The 16,030-nt window shown below is 69.6% G+C and carries 13 protein-coding genes; 4 read left to right on the forward strand and 9 right to left on the reverse strand.

Annotated features, from left to right (window positions below; genetic code table 11):
- Positions 1-24: 24 nt before the first annotated feature.
- Positions 25-1,797 carry a class I adenylate-forming enzyme family protein gene (locus tag WAE60_RS16755; RefSeq protein WP_337687599.1) on the reverse strand — a complete coding sequence of 591 codons (1,773 nt, stop codon included), beginning with the start codon at positions 1,795-1,797 and terminating at the stop codon, positions 25-27.
- 194 nt (positions 1,798-1,991) lie between these two features.
- Between WAE60_RS16755 and WAE60_RS16760 the strand changes: the two genes are divergently transcribed.
- From WAE60_RS16760 to WAE60_RS16770, 3 genes are all read left to right on the forward strand, one after another.
- Complete coding sequence (locus tag WAE60_RS16760) at positions 1,992-3,224, forward strand: serine hydrolase domain-containing protein (RefSeq protein WP_337687600.1); 1,233 nt, start codon at positions 1,992-1,994, stop codon at positions 3,222-3,224.
- A 112-nt stretch (positions 3,225-3,336) separates the two neighbouring features.
- Entirely contained in the window at positions 3,337-3,999 is a 663-nt protein-coding gene (locus tag WAE60_RS16765) for a hypothetical protein (protein ID WP_337687601.1), read from the forward strand.
- An 88-nt stretch (positions 4,000-4,087) separates the two neighbouring features.
- Positions 4,088-4,432 carry a hypothetical protein gene (locus WAE60_RS16770; protein ID WP_337687602.1) on the forward strand — a complete coding sequence of 115 codons (345 nt, stop codon included), beginning with the start codon at positions 4,088-4,090 and terminating at the stop codon, positions 4,430-4,432.
- Positions 4,433-4,477: 45 nt separating this feature from the next.
- Here the strand turns inward: WAE60_RS16770 and WAE60_RS16775 are convergent, their stop codons facing one another.
- The 6 genes from WAE60_RS16775 to WAE60_RS16800 all read right to left on the reverse strand — a co-directional run bounded on the left by WAE60_RS16775 (position 4,478) and on the right by WAE60_RS16800 (position 12,287).
- Entirely contained in the window at positions 4,478-4,897 is a 420-nt protein-coding gene (locus WAE60_RS16775; RefSeq protein ID WP_156035772.1) for a hypothetical protein, read from the reverse strand.
- Between the two features lie 128 nt (positions 4,898-5,025).
- Entirely contained in the window at positions 5,026-7,749 is a 2,724-nt protein-coding gene (locus tag WAE60_RS16780; RefSeq protein ID WP_337687603.1) for a valine--tRNA ligase, read from the reverse strand.
- 150 nt (positions 7,750-7,899) lie between these two features.
- The gene (locus WAE60_RS16785; RefSeq protein ID WP_029913109.1) at positions 7,900-8,439 is read right to left on the reverse strand and encodes a DUF2497 domain-containing protein; all 540 of its coding nucleotides are present in this window, start codon (positions 8,437-8,439) and stop codon (positions 7,900-7,902) included.
- Positions 8,440-8,556: 117 nt separating this feature from the next.
- A complete protein-coding gene (locus tag WAE60_RS16790; RefSeq protein WP_337687604.1) occupies positions 8,557-10,062 on the reverse strand; it encodes a TolC family outer membrane protein in 1,506 nt (501 codons plus the stop codon).
- Between the two features lie 170 nt (positions 10,063-10,232).
- Positions 10,233-10,805: a protein-L-isoaspartate O-methyltransferase gene (locus tag WAE60_RS16795; RefSeq protein WP_029913103.1), complete on the reverse strand. Its 573-nt coding sequence runs from the start codon at positions 10,803-10,805 to the stop codon at positions 10,233-10,235.
- A gap of 102 nt (positions 10,806-10,907) precedes the next feature.
- Positions 10,908-12,287, reverse strand: a complete 1,380-nt coding sequence (locus WAE60_RS16800; protein ID WP_337687605.1) for a DUF6880 family protein — start codon at positions 12,285-12,287, stop codon at positions 10,908-10,910.
- 251 nt (positions 12,288-12,538) lie between these two features.
- On the opposite strand from WAE60_RS16800, the gene WAE60_RS16805 reads away from it, so the two are divergent.
- Entirely contained in the window at positions 12,539-12,895 is a 357-nt protein-coding gene (locus tag WAE60_RS16805; protein ID WP_337687606.1) for a hypothetical protein, read from the forward strand.
- 6 nt (positions 12,896-12,901) lie between these two features.
- On the opposite strand, the gene WAE60_RS16810 is transcribed toward WAE60_RS16805, so the two are convergent.
- On the reverse strand, positions 12,902-14,416 hold the full coding sequence (locus WAE60_RS16810) for a tryptophan halogenase family protein (RefSeq protein WP_029913096.1): 1,515 nt from the start codon (positions 14,414-14,416) through the stop codon (positions 12,902-12,904).
- A 10-nt stretch (positions 14,417-14,426) separates the two neighbouring features.
- Positions 14,427-15,980 carry a tryptophan halogenase family protein gene (locus WAE60_RS16815; RefSeq protein ID WP_337687607.1) on the reverse strand — a complete coding sequence of 518 codons (1,554 nt, stop codon included), beginning with the start codon at positions 15,978-15,980 and terminating at the stop codon, positions 14,427-14,429.
- Positions 15,981-16,030 lie beyond the last annotated feature (50 nt).

Consider the following 16,030-nt stretch of genomic DNA (forward strand, 5'->3'; position numbering starts at 1 on the left):
CCGCCTCCAGATAGGGGCGTTCGCCTATCCCTCGACGAACACCTTCTTGAGCTCATTCTTCATGATCTTGCCGTTGGCGTTGCGCGGCAAGGTCTCGGGCCAGAACACCACCTTCACCGGCACCTTGAAGGCCGCCAGACGGTCGGCGACGAAGGCGCGCAGCTCGGCCTCGTCGGCGTGGGCGCCGGGCTTGAGGGTCACCACGGCCGCCGGCTCCTCGCCCAGGGTCTTGTGCGGAATGCCGACCAGGGCCGCGTCCATCACCGCCGGGTGGTCGTACAGGACGTTCTCGACCTCGATGCAGTAGATGTTCTCGCCGCCCCGGATCAGCATGTCCTTGGCCCGGTCGATGATGTAGCAGAAGCCCTCGTCGTCCAGCCGCGCCAGGTCGCCGGTGCGCACCCAGCCGTCGATGAAGGTCTGGGCGGTGGCCTCGGGCTTGTTCCAGTAGCCCTTCACCACCTGCGGCCCCTTGCACCACAGCTCGCCGACCTCGCCGATCGGCAGCTCGCGATACGGCGCCTCGACCGTCATGATCTTCAGGTCGGTGACCGGCACGGCCGGGCCGCAGCTGTCGGGACGGTTCTCGTAGTCCTCGGCCGAGTTGCTGGTGGCGGTGGCCGAGGTCTCGGTCATGCCCCAGCCGTTGCCCGGCAGCGACTTGGGCCAGATCTCCTTGATCTTGCGCACCAGCTCGGGCGCCGAGGGCGCGCCGCCGTAGGCCACGGTCTCCAGCGACGACAGGTCGTAGTTGCCCCGGCTGGGATGCTCGATGATCTGCCAGGCGATGGTCGGCACCCCGCCCATCTGGGTCAGCTTCTCGTCCTGGATCAGCTGCATGGCCTTTTCCGGATCCCACTTGCGGATCATGGCCAGCTTGGCGCCGCCGAACAGCGACGGGTTCATCACCGCGAAGCAGCCGGTGGCGTGGAAGAACGGCACCGAGATCAGCGAGCCCTTCTGCGGCAGGCTGGGATCGGGCTGGGGCGGCGCCTCGCCGCGGCGCAGGAAGCTGCGGGCGCTAGCGGCGGCGGCGGCGAAGATGTTGCTGTTGACGGCGCGGTGGGTGGCCAGGGCGCCCTTCGGCTTACCCGTGGTGCCGGAGGTGTAGAAGATCGTCGCGTCGTCCTCGGGACCCAGGGCGATGGTCGACAGCGGCTTCTCGTCCAGCTTGATCCAGTCGTTGGGACAGCCGATCACGGTCTCCATCCGCTTGACGTAGGGATGGGCGATCTCCTCCCTGGAGCGGCTGACATAGACGCGCTTCAGGTCGGGGCAGTTGTCGAAGTGCTCGGCCAGGCGCTCGAAGCGCTCGACGTCCATGATCGCCACGGTCGCGCCGCTGTCGGTCAGGCCGTATTCCAGTTCCTGGCCGGTCCACCACGCGTTCAGCGGGGTCAGGATCGCGCCGATCGACAGGCCCGCATAGAAGGCCACCGGCCATTCGGGCAGGTTGCGCATGATCAGGGCGACCCGGTCGCCCTTCTTGACGCCGGCCGCTTCCAGTTCGGCGGCGAACACGGTCACGGCGCGGTAGAAGGCCTCGAAGCTGACCCGCTCATCCTCGTGGACCAGATAGATCTTCTCGCCGTGCGCGCGGCCCATCATCAGGGTGTCGCGAAGCGTGGGCGGGCAGTTCTTCCAGACCCGGGTCTTCACGCCCCGGATGTCGATCTCCTCCATCTCGCCGGGCGACCCGGGAGCGGTGATCATGGCGTAGGCCTGCTTCACCGACATCGCGGGCCAGGGGATCGAGGGGGTGGGCGCGCCAGTTGAAGCGGATGCGGCCTGGGTCATCGTTACTCTCCCGGTGTGTGGTCGCGCTTCGCTGGACGAGCACGTTTCCCCAGCGACAAAGCACAGCCCGAAGCGGGATGCAAACGTCTGTTCGAACATAAGGGAACAATGATTACTTAGAGGGGTGTCCAGGCCCTCGCTTGCCCCCTCCCCGGTATCGCCCTACCTCAGGTCCGCAAACCGGGAGTCGTCGAATGCGTCCGTGGATCTCCAGCCTCGCCCTCGCCGCCGCCCTGCTGGCGACCGCGCCGAGCCTGGCCGCGCCGCCGCCCGTCGCCGTGGCCACCGCGCCCGACGCGGCCCTGGCGGCGCGGCTGGACAAGGTGGTCGACACCGCCCTCGCCGAGCAGCGGCTGGTCGGGACGGTGGTGCTGGTCGCCCGCGACGGCAAGGTCGTCTACCACCGCGCCGCCGGCCTGGCCGACCGCGAGGCCGGACGCCCCATGAAGGAGGACGCGGTCTTCCGCTATTCGTCGGTCACCAAACCCTTCGTCAGCATGGCGGTGATGAAGCAGGTCGAGGACGGCGTGCTGAACCTGGACGATCCGGTGACCAAGTGGCTGCCGGACTTCAGGCCGAAGCTGGCCGACGGGACGACCCCGGTCATCACGATCCGCCAGCTCCTGACCCACACCAGCGGCCTGACCTACGGCCTGGCCGAGCCGCCGTCGCACCCGTACCACACGCTGGGCGTCTCGGACGGCATCGACCTGTCCGGCATCACCCTGGACGAGGACCTGCGCCGCCTCTCCCAGGCGCCCCTGGCCTTCCCGCCCGGCTCGGCCTGGCGCTATTCCCTGGCCATCGACGTCCTGGGCGCGGTGCTGGAGAAGGCGACCGGCAAGCCCCTGCCCCAGGTGGTGGCCGAGACCGTGACGGGGCCGCTGGGCCTGGCCGACGCCGGCTTCGTCGCCCGCGACCCGGCCCGGCTGACGGCCGCCTATGTCAACGCCCAGCCCGCGCCCAAGCGGATGACCGACGGCAACCAGGACGTCCCGATCGGCCCGACCGCCATCCGCTTCTCGCCCAGCCGCGCCCTGGACAAGACCGCCTTCCCGTCCGGCGGCGCGGGCATGGTCGGCACGGCCGGCGACGTCCTGACCCTGCTGGAGACCGTCCGCCAGGGCGGCGCCCCGATCCTGAAGACCTCGACCGTGGCGCAGATGACCAAGGACCAGGTCGGCCAACAGGCCAAGACCCAAGGTCCCGGCTGGGGCTTCGGCTATGGCTGGGCGGTGCTGGACGATCCCGCCGCCGGCAAGACCCCGCAAGCCGCCGGCACGATGGCCTGGGGCGGGGTCTACGGCCACAACTGGTTCGTGGACCCGCAGAACCGCCTGACCGTGGTGATCATGACCAACACCGCGTTCGAGGGCATGAACGGCCCCTTCACCAAGGAAGTCCGCGACGCTGTCTACGGACGCTGAGGCCTCGCGCCGCGCTTCCGCTGGAGGCTTCCCGGGCGTATCGTGCGAAGGTCGCCGTCACGCACGGCGCGGCCGTTGGCTCAGGGACCCTCGGCCTCGTGGAGAGGTCCAGATGAAGATCGTTCTGACAGCGCTCGCGTCCGTCAGCCTGCTGGCGATCGCCCTCGCCCCGGCGCAGGCCGACGCCCAGTCGCGCGGCGGCCGTGGCGGCGGCGGATATCACGGAGGCGGCGGCGGCCATGGCGGCGGCTACCATGGCGGTGGCGGCGGCTATCGCGGTGGCGGCTACCACGGCGGAGGCGGCTACCGGGGCGGCGGATACGGCGACTATCGTGGCGGCTACGGCCGCGGGTACGGCGGCTATTGGGGCGCCGGCTATTGGGGCGGCGTTGGGCTGGGCCTGACCCTGGGCGCGGCCTATTCCTACCCCTACTGGTACGGCGGCTATCCGGGCTATTACTACGCCTATCCCAGCTACTACAGCGCCCCGCCGGTCGTCATCGAGCGGTCCGAGACGGTCTATCACGACCGCTACGACGGGCCGCCGACCTACAGCGACGAGCCGGGCGCGCGGGACGAGGCGCCCTCGCCGGCCTGCGGCGCATGGTCCTGGAACGCCGCCAACGACCAGTACGACTGGGTTCCCTGCAACGGCGCGCCGGCCCCCGGCGCTCCGAGCGCCCGGAGCGCTCCCGCCCAGCCGCCGAGCAGCGCCCCGTCCAAAGGCGGCTGGAGGCCGCCCAGCGAACCGCGTTCAAACCCCGACCCATTTTGACCGCATCAGCGTCCCGCCGACGCCCCAAAGTCACGCCAGCGTAACGAGGCGTCGGGGGAGAGACGCTATTTTTCAAGATGGGAAGCCCATGCGTTCAATTCTGACTCTCGGCGCCGCCGCCCTGGCGCTCGCCGTCGCCGCCCCCGCCCTGGCCCAGACCGCCGCTCCGGCTCAGGACCCCGCCGCCGCGGCCGCTCCGGCGACCACGGCCGCCGCCGTCGCCGCCGGCCAGCCCGTCAAGGACAACACCGGCGCGGTCATCGGCTCGGTCACCGAGGTCAAGCCGGACGCCACCGGCAAGTCGATGGCCACCATCAAGATGGACGACAAGACCTTCGCCGTGGACGTCAAGAACCTGGCCGTCCAGGACGGCGCCACCGTGATCAACGCCAGCAAGGCCGAGATCGAAGGCATGCTGGGCGTGAAGAAGTAGCCGGCCTTTCGTCGGGGATGCGCACCCGCGCATCCCCGATCGGATTCAACGCTTCGCCGAGATCAGCACACGCCCACGCGCGCCGATCTTCACGGGCCGCACGGGCGACATGCTGGAATTGCGGGGATAGCGCGTCCCGTCGAACTTCAGGGCGACCTCATGCGGTTTCAGACCGCCGCCGCCCACCCATACACCGATGTCGCGCCAGCCGTGGCTCGAGCTTGAAAGCATCCGGATCGGCGCCCGGGTGATCGTCGTGTCCATGATCGCCTTCGGACCGGTCGGCCGGCGCTGCAGGACCAGAAGCTTGCAGCCGCCGCTTCCACAGAAGTCTCGTGTTTCCACGTACGCGACGATCTCTCGCTCGCCGTCACCGTTCAGGTCCACCTCGATGACGCGATAGTCCTTGTCGGAGGCCGGCGGCAGGTTGTCGCTTCCGTAGGTCGCGACGAGATAGTCGACCACCACCCGCCGGGCTTCCGACGCCAGGGCGGGCGACGTTGCGAGCCCCGGGACGAGCAGGCCAGCGACGAGCAGAGTCCTGCGAACAGCCGTCGCGGTCGGTCGTGACCAACGCGCGGACGGCCCTCCGATCACCCCACCGCCTCGAGCCGCGCGAGCGCGGCTTCCAGCTTGGCCTTGGCCGCTTCGGCCTCGGCGAGGCGCTCGCGGTTCTCCTCGACCACCTCCTCCTTGGCGCGGGCCAGGAAGTCGGGGTTGTTCAGCTTCTTGCCGGTCTTCTCGATCTCGCCGACGTGGCCGGCGATCTCCTTGGCCAGGCGCGCCTTCTCGGCCGAAAGGTCGATGAACTCGGCGATGGCCAGGGCGCCGGTCGCCTCGCCCAGCACGATCGGGACCGAACCAGCCGGCGCCGCGTCGGCCTCGCGGGCGCTGTCCAGGCGCGCCAGGGTCAGCAGCAGGTCGCGGTGGCGGGCCAGGCGGGCCTTGGTCTCGGCGTTGGCGCCGATCACCGACAGCGGCGGCTTGGCCGACGGCGGCACGTTCATCTCGGCGCGGATCGAGCGGATCTCGCCGACCGTGTCGACCAGCCAGCCGATCTCGGCCTCGGCTTCCGCGTCGATCCAGCTCTCCGGCAGCTGCGGCCACTGCTCGACGATCAGCATGCCCGTGCGGGGCGCGCCGAACTCGGCGGTCTTGTCCCACAGCTCCTCGGTGATGAACGGCATGACCGGGTGCAGGAGCTTGAGGATCACGTCCAGGGCCCAGGCGGCCGTGGCGCGGGTCTCGGCCTTGGCCTCGGCGTCGTCGCCGTTCAGGATCGGCTTGGCCAGCTCCAGGTACCAGTCGCAGAACACGTTCCAGATGAACTTGTAGAGCGCGTCGGCGGCGGCGTCGAAGGACGGGGCTTCCAGGGCCGCCGTCACCTTGGCGACGGTCTTGACCGTCTCGCCGCGGATCCAGCGGTTGATCGGCTGCTGGACGGTCGACGGGTCGAAGCCCTCGACGCGGACGCACTCGTTCATCTGGGCGAAGCGCGAGGCGTTCCACAGCTTGGTGCCGAAGTTGCGATAACCCTCGATGCGCTGCTTGGAGAGCTTGATGTCGCGCGCCTGGCCCGACATCGCCGTCATGGTGAAGCGCACCGCGTCGCAGCCCAGTTCGTCGATCAGGATCAGGGGATCCATCACGTTGCCCTTGGACTTGCTCATCTTGGCGCCCTTCTCGTCACGGACGAGGGCGTTGATGAACACCTGCTTGAACGGGACTTCGCCCATGAAGTGGATGCCCATCATCATCATCCGGGCGACCCAGAAGAAGATGATGTCGAAGCCGGTGACCAGGGTGCTGGTCGGGTAGAAGCGTTGCAGGTCGTCGGTCTTCTCGGGCCAGCCCAGGGTCGAGAACGGCCACAGGGCCGAGCTGAACCAAGTGTCCAGCACGTCCTCGTCGCGCTTCAGGACCGGCGCCTCGTCGCCGTAGTGCAGGATGGCGGCGGCCAGGGCCTCTTCCTCGGTCTCCTCGACGAAGATGTGGCCGTCCGGACCGAACCAGGCCGGGATGCGGTGGCCCCACCACAGCTGGCGCGAGACGCACCAGGGCTCGATGTTGCGCAGCCACTCGAAGTAGGTCTTTTCCCAGTGCCGGGGCTCGAAGACCGTCGCGCCCTCCTCCACCGCCTTCAGGGCCGGCTGGGCCAGGGTCTTGGCGTCGACGTACCACTGGTCGGTCAGGTAAGGCTCGATGACCACGCCCGAGCGGTCGCCGTGCGGGACCATGTGCTTGGTCTTCTCGATCTCGCGCAGCCAGCCGTCTTCCTCGGCGCGGGCGACGATCTGCTTGCGGGCGACGAAGCGGTCCAGGCCGCGATAGGCTTCCGGGACCTCGTCGTTCAGGCGCGCGTCGGGCGTCAGGATGTTGATGGCCGGCAGGCCGTGGCGCTTGCCCACGCCGAAGTCGTTGAAGTCGTGGGCCGGGGTGATCTTGACCGCGCCCGAGCCCTTGGTCGGGTCGGCGTAGTCGTCGGCGACGATCGGGATGCGGCGGCCGACGATCGGCAGGATCACGTCCTTGCCGACCAGGTCCTTGTAGCGCTCGTCCGACGGATGGACGGCCACGGCGGTGTCGCCCAGCATCGTCTCGGGACGCGTGGTGGCCACGACGATGAAGTCGCGGGTCTCGAATTCGGTCGGCTTGCCCTCGTCGTCGAAGGCGACCGGGTACTGGAAGGTCACGCCGTCGGCCAGCGGATAGGCGAAGTGCCAGTAGGCGCCGTCGACCTCCTTCTGCTCGACCTCGAGGTCGGAGATGGCGGTCTGGAACTGCGGGTCCCAGTTGACCAGGCGCTTGTCGCGATACAGCAGCTTCTGCTTGTAGAGCTGGACGAACACCTTGCGGACGGCGGCCGACAGGCCCTCGTCCAAGGTGAAGCGCTCGCGCGACCAGTCGCAGCTGGCGCCCAGGCGGCGCAGCTGGTTGGTGATGGCGCCGCCGCTCTCGGCCTTCCATTCCCAGACCTTCTCGACGAAGGCCTCGCGGCCCATCTCGCGACGGCCGATGTTGCCGGCGGCGGCCAGCTGGCGCTCGACGACCATCTGGGTGGCGATGCCCGCGTGGTCGGTGCCCGGCAGCCACAGGGCCGACTTGCCGCGCATGCGGTGGAAGCGCGTCAGCACGTCCTGCAGCGTGTTGTTCAGGGCGTGGCCGATGTGCAGCGAGCCCGTCACGTTCGGCGGCGGGATGACGATCGTGAACGTCTCGGCGTTCGGGTCCTCGCTCGGCTTGAAGGCCCCGGAGGCCTCCCAGGCGGCGTACAGACGGAGCTCGACGGATTTGGGATCGAAGGTCTTTTCAAGCATGGCGCTGGGGATATGCCATCTGCGGCCGCCGGGCGAAACCTTGGGCCTTGGTTCATCTGGGATTTTTAGACGGAAAAAGGCGGCCGCCGGAGCGACCGCCTTATCCATGTCTTCGTCATCGCCCCGTCCGCGGACGGGCGATGACGTCGGTTATACGCTGCGGCCGCGGGCGATGCGGTGGACTTCTTCCTCGACCTTGGTCTCGACGATGCGCGGCAGGTTCTGGTCCAGCCACTCCTTGAGCAGCGGGCGCAGCAGTTCGCGCACGACGTCTTCCAGGGTGCGGCCGTCCTTGGGCATCAGCAGGGCCGAGCTCAGGCTGCCGAAGGCGGTGGCGGCCAGACTGGCGGCGTGGTCGCCCACCAGGTTGTCGGCCACTTCGTCGCGCGAGAAGCCCTGGATCGGTTCCGGCTCGGGCGCCGGAGGCGGCGGCGGGGCGGGTTCCGGCTCGGGCTCGGGCTTGTAGACGTCGATGTCGCCCATGGTCTCGACCGGCGCGGCCGGTTCGATCGGGTCGGTCAGCTCCAGGACGTCGTCCTCGGCCGGCGCTTCCTCGACGGCGGGAGCGGCTTCCGCTTCCGGTTCGGGCGCCGCAGCGGCCTCCGCCGGCGCGTCATCTTCCGAGATGATGCGTCGAATGGAGGCGAGGATCTCCTCCATCGTCGGTTCTTGGGGGCTCTGGTCGGACATGTGGGGGCCGTCTCGAAAGGGTACGAATCCTGGAGCGCCCAAGCGGGGCGCTTAGCGCGATGGTGCAGACTTGCGCCGGTTAAGCAAGCTCAAGCATCACCGACGCTTCAATTCGCCCTATTTGCCGGCCGCCGGCGTCGAGGCCTCGGGAGCCTTCTTCAACACCGGCGACGGGGCGCCGACCTTGTCGATCCCCCGCACGACGGGCTCCCACGGCACCCAGCCGAACGAATGGTTGACCTTGTCGTACGACTTGACCGGGTCGTAGCGCGGGACCTCGGGGGCCAGGTTGGCGACGTTCAGCACGCCCATGGCCTGCAGGACGCTGGCGCTGGCCACGTATTCGTCGCGACGGGCCACGACCAGGGCGACCTCGGCGTTGGCCAGTTCCAGCTGGGCGTTCAGGACGTCCAGGGTGGTGCGCAGGCCGACCTGCTGCTCCTGGCGCACGCCTTCGAAGGCGATGCGGGTGGCCCGGACCTGTTCCTCGTTCGACACCAGGTTGGCGCGCGAGGCCAGCAGGTTGTTCCAGGCGGTCGAGATCTGCTGCAGGGCCTGGCGCTGCGCGCCCTCCACCGCGATGCGGGCGGCGTTCTCGCGTTCCTTGGCGGCGCGCACCTGCGAGCTGTTGAGGCCGCCGGTGAACAGCGGCATCGAGGCGGTCAGCGAGGCGGTGTAGCCGCGGTTGTAGTCGCCGAAGTCGCGGCCGGTGCCGTTGGTGCGGGTCGCGTCGGTGTCGAAGCCCGCGCGGGCGCCGACCGTCGGCAGGAAGGCGGCCTTGGCCGCGGCGACGCGGGCCGCGGCGGCCTGCTCGGTGTAGCGGGCGGCCTGGATCGACGGGTTGTTCTGGTCGACCAGGTCGAAGGCCTGCTCGACGCTGCTGGGCAGCAGGGCGGCCAGGGACGGCTCGGGCGCCAGGTCGGTGGGGTTCTGGCCGACCACGGCGGCGTAGGCCGCGCGGCTGGCGGCCAGGATGGCCTGGGCCGACGACAGGCTGGCCTGGGCCGAGGCCAGGCGGGCCTCCGACTGGGCCACGTCGGTGCGGGTGATCTCGCCGACCTCGAAGCGCGCCTTGGACTCTTCCAGCTGGCGGTTCAGGACGTTGACGTTCTCCTGGGCGATGCGCAGGCGTTCCTGGTCGCGGCGCACGTCGACATAGCTCTGGATGACGTTGCCCAGCACCGACTGCTCGACGCTGCGCAGGTCCTCGCGGCCGGCCAGCACGTCGGCCTCGGCGGCGGTCAGGTTGGCGTTGGCCCGGCCGCCCGTATAGAGCGGCTGCGTCAGGGCCAGGCTGGCCCCGCTGCCGCTGCCGGTGGTGTGGTCACGGGTGGCGACCTGGCCGGCGCCGTTGATGTAGGTCTGGTCGTTGGCCAGGTCGGTGCGCGACACCGTGGCGTCGGCCGTGGCGTTCAGCGTCGGGCGGAAGGCGGTCTTGGCCTGGACCACGCCCTCGTCGGTGACCCGCTGGCTGGCGCGCTGTCCCTGCAGGGTGGGGTTGGTCTGATAGGCCAGGGCCAGGGCGTCCGCCAGGGTCTCGGCCTGGACGGCCGAAGCCAGGCCCGCGACCAGACCCAGGCTGCAAGCGGCGGCCAGCAAAGCGGCCCGACGGCTGTTCGACATCAAGTTCATTCCCCACGAAACCCCCCGGCCCGAGACCCGGGCCAGAGACTTGCTCAGATCAGGCGCGACGCCCGCACCCTATATGATCGGCTGTAAGGCGAGAGACCATAGGCCGCTAGTTAAGCTTTTTTCACGCAGACGTTGCGTTCTAGTTTCTGGACCGGAAGTCGTCAGAACGCAAAGCCCCGTTCGACGGCGAAACCGGCCAGCAGCGGCGGGGTGGCGTCGAACACGGCGCGACGGCCGACGCCGTCCTCGGCCTGGACGTAGATCACGGCGCGACCGACCGGACCGTCGCGCTCGATCACCGCCAGGCGGCCGCCCTGGGCCAGGGCCTTGGTCCAGCTGGCCGGAGCCCGCGGCACGGCGCCTTCGCAGATGATCACGTCGTAGTTCCCGCCGGGCACGGCGGTCAGGTCGTCGGCGTCCAGTCGGGTGACCTGCACGCCCATCTGCTCCAGCACGGCGGCCGCGTAGGGCGCGGCGATGGCCAGGGCCTTGTCGCCCTCGCGCGGACGCAGGTGCTGCAGCAGCTTGCCCACCTCGCGCGGGCGCAGCAGCCAGCGGCCGGGCGCGTATTCGACGTCGGCGTCGGCATAGGCCAGATAGCCCTTGCCGGCCGGGACCAGGGTCTCGCGCGGCACGACGCGCAGGGCGTCCTGCAGGGGCAGATCGGTGACATCGGCCGTGCGGATCTGGCTTTCGACCATGTTCAGGCGCGCGGCGGCGAAATCGGAGCTCATGGAATCCCTCGGGGGGCTGGATACTTCAGGGCGCTTATAGGTCCGGCGCTCGGGTCTAGGCAATCGAGGCTTTACGTCGCCGCGCCCATTCCAGAACGGTGCCTACCAGCGCCGGTATCCCGCCACCTTGGCCGCGAAGGCCTCGGCGTCCTCGTGGCCGCCCCAGTCGCCGATGGCCGGGGCCAGGGAGGCGGCTTCCAGCAGCTGGCGCTGGGCGTCCTTGTAGCGGGCGGCGCGGGCGTAGCGGGCGGTGTCCAGGATCATGGCCCGCAGCAGCAGGGTCGCGGCCAGCGGATGGCGGCCCTCGATGGCGCGGGCGGCCGGCTCCAGCAGTTCGGGACGGTCGCCGTCCAGGTCGCCCCAGCGGCGCAGCACCAGCCGCGCGGCGCGGTCCCAGGCCGGCCAGCGGACCAGGAAGTCCAGGGCGGCGTGGAGGTCGTGGAAGTCCTCGGCGTGGGCCAGGGCCTTGTCCTCGGCCTCGACGTCGTCGAAATCCGGCAGGCGCTTGAGGTAGTCGCGCAGGCGCTCCACCGACAGGCCGCGCTCGAAGCTGGTCCAGCGCATGTCCTGGGCCAGGTCGCCCTGCCCCCTCGCCTCCAGCACCTCGATATAGGCGTCCTCCCAGTCCAGCGCGCCCGGGCCGGGCATCGTCGGACGCCCCAGCACGGTCCCGACCAGCTGAGCGAACGAGCCGGGCGTCGAGCGGTCGAGGGCGGCCACCGCCTCGTCATGGCGCCCCGCCGCCGTCAGCCGACGGGCGATCTGGGCCCCGATCGGCGGCAGCACGGCCTGGGACTCGGTGAACTGGGCGACATAGCCGTCGACGTCGCCCTGGGCGTCGGCCAGAACCTGGACCGCGGCCTTCAGCGCGCCGCTGACCCGCTTCTGCGAGGCCATGGTCGTCTCGACCCGCGCCCGCAGCCCCGCGACACCCTCGGCGCCCAGGGCCGGCAGGGCGTTCTTCAGGGCCCGCGGCCCAAGACCGGCGCGGCCGTGCAGCAGCAGGTCCAGCAACTGATCCCCCAGCGCCCTCGGATCGGCCAGGGCCAGGGGCGCGATCGCCGCCACGTCGTCGACGGCGGTGTCGAACACCGCCTCGACCTCGCCCTTGGCGTCGGCGGTGCGGTGCGACACCCCCTCGGCCAGGGCCAGGAACCGCAGCATCATCGGCAGGGCCAGGGCCGCGTCCAGTTCGGTCAGCCGGCCCGCGATCAGGGCGCGTTGCATGTCCAGTTCGCGCACGAACTCCTTGTGCTTGCGCCAGTGGATGCGCGAGCGGGCGTCGGCGACGGTGTCGATGCGCTTGGCCAGTTCGGCGGCCAGGTCCTCGGGACCGATCTCGCCGGCCAGCTCCAGGCGCAGCCGGCGCTTGATCTGGGCGTGGCCCTCGGCGACGTCGATCAGCAGTTCGGCCAGCCGCTCCGCGCCCAGGGCCGCCAGATTGGCCGCCGTCAGGGTCTTGCGCGATCCCGTACGCTTCACCGTCGCCAGCGGAGTTCTCCCGTCCGTGTCCGTCCACCGGCGGCGAGTCGCCGGTTTGGCCGACCTTCCTTTAGCACGCCGATCCGGCTGGGTCCGCGCGGCCTGCGGCGCCCGAGCAACACTCTACAAACGTCAGTGGTTTCAACGGGCTCTGCCGGGAACGCGAAGTCGTCGACCGAGTTGAATCGGCGTTCAGAGGACGTGTGGTGATGGCCAGGGGTTGGGCGAGATCGGGAGCGGCGGCCGTCGCCTTGGCCGCCCTGTGCCTCGGCGCGCCGGCCCTGGCCCAGACCTGCCGCGCGCCCGCCCCGGCGGTGGGCCGGACCGTCACCGGGCCCGTCCTGCACGTCATCGACGGCCGCACGCTCTGCATCGCCCAGGGCCCCACGCCCGACCACTGGATCCCGCTGCGGATCAGCCCCAACGCGCCCGTCCTGCCGGTCGACCGCGAACGCCTGATGGCCGCGACCTTCTCCCAGTCCCTGACCTGCCGGATCACGGGCGGCCAAGGTCCCGTGAAGATCGCCAGCTGCACGCTCGCCGGGCGCTCGCTGGAGGCCCTGCTGACCGAGCCGGCCACGATCACCCAGGCCAAGAGCTGGCGCTGACGCTCCTTAAGCCGAACGCTTGAAAGGCGCGGCCGGACAATGGGTTCGCAGGAACTCCTCATGGCTGGGCAGGGTCGCCACGAAGTCGGCCAGCAAGGGGGCGGACTTGTCCATCAGGTTCATGATCACGCTGAGCGGGATGCGATCGACCAGCTGCTGGTAGCGCTGGGGCCGCACGCCCATGCCCTCCATCACCGACTGCCAGCTGGCCGCCCGGAACATGTCGTCGACCCCGTCGCGCAGCACCCCGGCCGCCTTGAACAGGGCGATGCGCTCCTTGAGGCTCTGCGGCGGATCGACCTTCTGGTAGTCGCGCCAGAACGGCGTGTCCTCGCGCCGGGTGGTCACGTAGTGCAGGACGATGAAGTCGCGGATCTCCTCGTAGTCGGCGACCATGCGGCGGTTGTACTCGGCCGCCAGGGTCTGGTCGGCGTCCATGTCGGGCAGGAACCGCAGGAAGTAGTCCATGCCCTTGTAGATCAGGTGCAGGGCCGTGGACTCCAGCGGCTCGATGAAGCCGCACGACAGGCCGATGGAGACCACGTTCTTGACCCAGGGCCGCTCGCGCACGCCGGTCTTGAACGGGATGATGTTGGGGCCCAGCACGACCTCGCCCTGGATCTGGCTCATCAGGGTGGCGGTGGCCTCGTCGTCGCTGAGATACTTGCTGGCGAAGACGTAGCCGTTGCCCGCCCGGTGCTGCAGCGGGATGCGCCAGCGCCAGCCGAAGTCCTGGGCCTGGACCAGGGTGTAGGGATGGGGCGGGCCGAGGTTCTCGGTCTGGGCGACCACCGCGCGGTCGCACAGCAGCACGTCGCCCCAGTCGCGGAAGGGCTCGCCCAGGGTCTTGCCGATCAGCAGGGCGCGGAAGCCGGAACAGTCGATGAAGAAGTCGCCGGCCACCTCGCGGCCGTCCTTCAGGATCACCTTGGCGACGCCGCCGTCGGGCCGGGTGGCCACGTCGGTGACGATGCCCTCGGTGCGCTTCACGCCCCGCGCCTCGGCGAACTTGCGCAGGTACAGGCCCACCAGCCGCGCATCGACGTGCAGGGCGTAGTTGGCGTTGGCGATCATGGTCTTCTGCGCCGCCGCCGGCAGCATGAACTTGCCGGCCTTGGCCATCGCCGTGGCCGGGGCGAAGTCCTGCAGGTTCGACGGATGGCCGTTCTGCTTGGCCCGCAGCCAGCACTGGTAGAACTCGTTGACCTCCAACGGACCGCCGATCTGGCCGAACGGGTGGTAGTAGGTGTCGCCCTTCTCGAGCCAGTTCTCGAACCGGATGCCCAGCTTGAAGGCGGCCTGGGTTTCCTGAATGAATTCCTGCTCGTTGATCCCCAAGGTGCGGATCAGCTGGAGGAACGGCGGGATGGTGGATTCCCCCACGCCGATCGTGCCGATCTCCTCGGACTCGACCAGCTCGACCTCCGTCGGGCCGTTCTGGAAATAGTGGCTGAGCATGGACGCGCAGATCCAGCCGGCCGAGCCGCCGCCGACGATGACGATCTTGTTCAGGTGGGCCATCCGGGCGCTCCTACTCGGCCGCCACCGACTGGGGGCGGGCGTACTGTTCGATGAATTCGCCATGGGTGCGAGTGGCCGCCACGGTCTCGGCCACGGCCTTGCGCATCCCGCCCAGGGCCTCCGACAGCTGTCCGGCGTCGAAGCCGTCCACGCTGAGGTCGTAGGTCTGGGGCAGCACGTCGAAGCCGGCGTAGATCGCCAGCCAGCTGGGCGGGGAGAACATCTCCCAGCGGTAGCGGACGAAATGCCCCTGGGCGCGCCAGAGGTCGGTTTTCTTCCGCAGGGTGTCGGGGACCGACATCTCGCGGCAGTGGGTCCAGAAGCCCGTCGGGTCGTCCATCCGCTTGTTGAGCTTGTAGTGCAGGATGATGAAGTCGCGGACACGCTCCATCTCCAGCCGCGACATCTCGTTGAACTCGTCCACCACCGCCGGGTCGAAGTCGCGGTTGGGGAACAGCTGCTTGATCTTCTCGATGCCCGTCTCGATCAGGGCGATGCTGGTGCTCTCCAGCGGCTCCAGGAAGCCCGAGGCCAGGCCCAGGGCGATGCAGTTCTTGTTCCAGGCCTTCAGGCGGCGGCCGGGGTGGAAGGCGATCTTGCGCGGCTCGTGCAGCAGGCGCTCGTCCCCTCCTTTCGAAGCAAGGGCGCCGGTGAGGACCGCCCTCGCCTGCTCGTCGGTCGTGTGACGGCTGGAATAGACGTAGCCGTTGCCCCAGCGGTGCTGCAGCGGGATCCGCCAGCGCCAGCCGGCCTCATGGGCGGTGACGTCGGTATAGGGCGGCGGCGCGCCCTGCCCTTCGCTCTGCACGGCCATGGCCGCGTCGCACAGCAGCCACTGGCTCCAGTCCTCGTAGCCGGTCTGGAGAGCCTCCTCGATCAGCAGGCCGCGGAAGCCGGAGCAGTCGATGAACAGGTCGCCCTGGACGGTCGCGCCGGTGTCCAGCGACACGGACTCGATGAAGCCGTCCTCGGCCCGCAGGTTGGTCTTGACGATCCTGGCGTCGATGCGCCGCACGCCGTTCTGCTCGGCCACCTGGCGCATCAGCCGGGCGAACAGGCTGGCGTCGAAATGCAGGGCCCAGTCGAACACCGACAGGGTGGAGGGCGGATTGCGCGAGGGCGTGGTGAACTTGCCGGCCGCCGCCAGGCTGGCGCCCAGCGAATAGTCGCCGATCGGCGCGGCGTCGCCCAGGGCGCGCAGCCGCATCCAGTAGTGATGGAACGACACCCCGTTCAGGTCCTGGCCGTAGACGCCGAAGGGGTGGATGAACGACGAGCCCGGTTCCAGCCAGTCGTTGAAGCGGATGCCCAGCTTGCAGGTGCCGCCGGTGGCCCGCAGCACATCGATGTCGGACAGGCCCAGGGCCTGGTAGAAGCGGCGGATGGTCGGGATCGTCGCCTCGCCCACGCCGATCGTGCCGATCTCGGAAGACTCGATCAGGGTGATGCTCACCGGCGCCGCGCCGAAGTGCTGCTTCAGGCTGGCGGCCGCCATCCAGCCCGCGGTTCCCCCGCCGACGATGACGATGTCGCGGATGCGCCGATCGCGCGCGCTGTCCTGCATGAGTGGCTCCCTGCCCTTTCGAAGCTCTCCGGCTCCTCGCCGCGGACGTC

Source organism: Caulobacter sp. CCG-8 (assembly GCF_037402475.1).
In the GTDB taxonomy this organism is placed as follows: Bacteria; Pseudomonadota; Alphaproteobacteria; order Caulobacterales; family Caulobacteraceae; genus Caulobacter.

Bases quoted from the DNA above. Each gene is read 5' to 3' on its own strand.
- WAE60_RS16755 (WP_337687599.1), bottom strand. From the start codon at position 1,797: ATGACCCAGGCCGCATCCGCTTCAACTGGCGCGCCCACCCCCTCGATC.
- WAE60_RS16760 (WP_337687600.1), top strand. From the start codon at position 1,992: ATGCGTCCGTGGATCTCCAGCCTCGCCCTCGCCGCCGCCCTGCTGGCG.
- WAE60_RS16765 (WP_337687601.1), top strand. From the start codon at position 3,337: ATGAAGATCGTTCTGACAGCGCTCGCGTCCGTCAGCCTGCTGGCGATC.
- WAE60_RS16770 (WP_337687602.1), top strand. From the start codon at position 4,088: ATGCGTTCAATTCTGACTCTCGGCGCCGCCGCCCTGGCGCTCGCCGTC.
- WAE60_RS16780 (WP_337687603.1), bottom strand. From the start codon at position 7,749: ATGCTTGAAAAGACCTTCGATCCCAAATCCGTCGAGCTCCGTCTGTAC.
- WAE60_RS16785 (WP_029913109.1), bottom strand. From the start codon at position 8,439: ATGTCCGACCAGAGCCCCCAAGAACCGACGATGGAGGAGATCCTCGCC.
- WAE60_RS16790 (WP_337687604.1), bottom strand. From the start codon at position 10,062: ATGTCGAACAGCCGTCGGGCCGCTTTGCTGGCCGCCGCTTGCAGCCTG.
- WAE60_RS16795 (WP_029913103.1), bottom strand. From the start codon at position 10,805: ATGAGCTCCGATTTCGCCGCCGCGCGCCTGAACATGGTCGAAAGCCAG.
- WAE60_RS16810 (WP_029913096.1), bottom strand. From the start codon at position 14,416: ATGGCCCACCTGAACAAGATCGTCATCGTCGGCGGCGGCTCGGCCGGC.
- WAE60_RS16815 (WP_337687607.1), bottom strand. From the start codon at position 15,980: ATGCAGGACAGCGCGCGCGATCGGCGCATCCGCGACATCGTCATCGTC.